Here is a 2,932-nt window from a genome sequence, read left to right as displayed (position 1 = left end):
ATCGGCGAGGGCCGGCGCGGGGCGTTATCGGCCCTGCTGGCACAGAGCAATGCCCCGACGCCTTGCGATCCGGACGGCGATTGCGTCACGGTTGATTGGGGTGCGTATTCCGGAGCATCCGCCCACCCATTCCGACGACATGCGCCCACCTGTTCCGGGCTATTCGCCCACCTGTGACGCGTTGCCGTGAGGCAGTGGATTTCGGGTATCAGGTTTGAGGCGTTTCGTCATCCATTTTGGCGATAGTTTTCCGCATGGACGCCCCCTCGAGTTCGAGGCGGTAAGCGTTATGAACAATGCGATCGAGGATGGCATCTGCGAAGGTAGGCTCTCCGATGACGTCATGCCAGGCGGTGATGGGCAACTGGCTGGTGATCATGGTCGAGCCGCGGCCGTATCGCTCCTCGACAATCTCCATCAGATCACGACGCTGCGTGGCGGTAAGCCGGTCCGGGCCCCAGTCATCCAAGATCAGCAGTTGGGCTTTCGTTATGCTGCGGAACAAGCGGGGGAAGCGACCGTCCCCATGGGCCAGTTCCAGTTCTTCGAAGAGGCGGGGCATCCGCTTGTAAACCACGGTGACACCATCACGACAGGCCGCCTGCGCCAGGGCACAGCCGAGCCAGGTTTTTCCGACCCCACAGGGGCCGGTGATGATCAGGCTGCGCTTGTCGGTGATCCACTTACCAGTGAGCAGGCTTTGGAACAGCGCCTTGTCGAGGCCGCGCCGCGCACGGTAATCGACATCCTCCGGACAGGCGCCCACATGGCGCAGCCTGGCCGAGCGCATACGGGCCTCGAAGCGCTTGTTTTCTCGGCTTGAGACTTCGCGGTCGACCAACAGGCCAAGCCATTCGGCGTGGCTGAGATCGGCGGCACCATCTTGGGCCTGAAGTTCCGCGAAGGCTTCGGCCATGCCGTCCAATCGCATGGCTTTCAGATGATCGAGGGTTGGGTGAGGGAGCATGACGTGTCCTTTCAATGGAAGTAATCGGCGCCCCGGATGTTGGTGTGAGTGATGGCAGGCTCCTCCGTGGCGCGGGTGCGGGGCTTGCTGTCCAGCCCATTCTTCAGAATGGATTGGACCGACGAATAGGAGCGCGCGTTAATTTCGAGCGCCCTTTTGCAGGCGGCATCAAGGCGGTCCCGACCGAACTTGTCGGCCAGACGGATCACGCCCAGACAGGTGCGATAGCCTTGTTCGGGGTGCTTACGGTCGCGCATCACGACCTCTGCGAAGATCGCGACATTTGGTCCGACACGCGCGGCCCAGGCCTGGATGCGTTGCGGCGTCCAATCTTCGCGGAACCTGTGATGCGCTGGCATGTGATCGCGCTGCGTGGAATGCTGCCCGTTTCCGGAGGTGCGCACATGAGAGGCGACACGCTGCCCAACATGGAAGACTTCGACTGTGCGGGCGGTAATACGCGCCCACAGTTCTTTCCTCAGCAACTGATAGGGAACCGAGTAATAATGTTTGCCGATCGCGATGTGGTAATCGAGCCCGGCGCGACACTTCTTCCACTCGGCGTAAACGTAGGGTTCCGCAGGCAGCAGCTTCAGGGCGGGCATGTCCAGCTGCTCGAACAGCTGCCTGCGACTGGCGCCGAGATGGCGCGAGACCTTGTCGTTGAGCCGGTCCAGAAGCGGGCGAATGGCCGCGTTCACATCCTCAAGGCTGAAGAACTGCCGATTGCGCAGCCGCGCCAGGATCCAGCGCTCAACCAGCAAAACCGCGCCCTCGACTTTTGATTTATCTTTTGGTTTGTGCGGCCGCGCCGGCACCACAGCCGTGTCGTAATGCGCCGCCAGATCCCCATAGGTCCGGTTGATCACAGGGTCGTAGAAGCAGGCTTTTGTGATCCCTGCCTTCAGGTTGTCGGATACAATTTGCGCCGTCACACCCCCGAAGAAGCCGAAGGCACGCACATGGCTCGCGATCCAATCTGGCAGGGATTGGGTCCAAGTCGCTTCCGCGTAGGTGTAATTCGAGGCGCCGAGGGTCGCGACAAACAGCTGTGCCTTGCGCACCTCGCCGGTCTTGGGATCGATCACGTCGATTGTGTGCCCCGCGTAATCGACGAACAGCCGCTCGCCCGCCGGATGGCGCTGACGCATCACCGGCGACAGCTTGCCTTCCCACCGCGTGTAAAGCTCGCAGAACCGGGAGTAGCCATAGCCCCCCGGGTGATCCGCGCGATACTCCTCCCACAGCAACGACAGCGTCACGCCCTTACGGCGCAACTCGCGGTGAATATGCGCCCAGTCAGGTTGGGTCGCGCGGTTTGACACATCACGCGCCGTCCGGGGGTAGATTTGCCGCTCAAGGTCAGTGTCGGAAAGGCCTGGCGGCAACGGCCAGCTCAGGCCCAACTCGTCGGCGCGATCAAGGTAGCCCCGAAGGGTGGTGCGCCCGATCGCCAGGCTTGCCGCAATCTGGCGCGTCGACAGACCCTCGGCTGAGAGCCGCAAAACATCTCGTATCTTCCGCATCGGCAATCTCTTCATCGGGCTTCCTTCGTGCCAAAAGGGCGGAAGGTAGCCGGTTACAGATTGCCTCGCAGCAGCACGTCACAGGGGTGGGCGAATACCCCGGAATCGGTGGGCGGATGAAATCGGAACGGGTGGGCGCATCAAATCGGAATCGGTGGGCGCATCACCCCGGAATACGCAATTGCGCCCAACCAGCGTTGGTCACTCGATTTCACCAGCGATTCCCTGGCCAATGGCCGCAAGTTTCGCACGGCCAACCTCAAGGATGACTGCACCCGGGAGTGCCCTGCGATCGAGGTCGATTTCTCGCTGCCGGGAGAGCGCATCGTGGATATGCTGGAGCGCGTGGCCCGTGAGAGCAGGGGATACCCCGATATCCTGGTCGTTGATAACGGCCAGGAACTGCGCGCCCGGGCCCTGAATGGATGGCCCGATGATC

General features: G+C 61.9%; 4 protein-coding genes. 2 read left to right on the top strand and 2 right to left on the bottom strand.

Features of this window, described 5'->3' with window-relative positions:
- Positions 1 to 190: hypothetical protein (locus tag L0H65_RS17410; RefSeq protein WP_301460489.1), on the top strand; the 190-nt coding region annotated here is incomplete at its 5' end.
- Positions 191 to 208: 18 nt separating this feature from the next.
- On the opposite strand, the gene istB is transcribed toward L0H65_RS17410, so the two are convergent.
- Entirely contained in the window at positions 209 to 967 is a 759-nt protein-coding gene (istB, locus tag L0H65_RS17405) for an IS21-like element helper ATPase IstB (protein ID WP_301460488.1), read from the bottom strand.
- An 11-nt stretch (positions 968 to 978) separates the two neighbouring features.
- Complete coding sequence (istA, locus tag L0H65_RS17400) at positions 979 to 2,508, bottom strand: IS21 family transposase (protein WP_301460487.1); 1,530 nt, start codon at positions 2,506 to 2,508, stop codon at positions 979 to 981.
- Positions 2,509 to 2,637: 129 nt separating this feature from the next.
- Here istA and L0H65_RS19830 point away from each other — a divergent pair.
- On the top strand, positions 2,638 to 2,932 hold a 295-nt coding region (locus tag L0H65_RS19830), incomplete at its 3' end, for a DDE-type integrase/transposase/recombinase (protein ID WP_367652013.1).

This window comes from Pseudorhodobacter sp. (assembly GCF_030452865.1).
In the GTDB taxonomy this organism is placed as follows: Bacteria; Pseudomonadota; Alphaproteobacteria; order Rhodobacterales; family Rhodobacteraceae; genus Pseudorhodobacter.
This window is presented reverse-complemented; position numbering and strand designations above follow the sequence as displayed.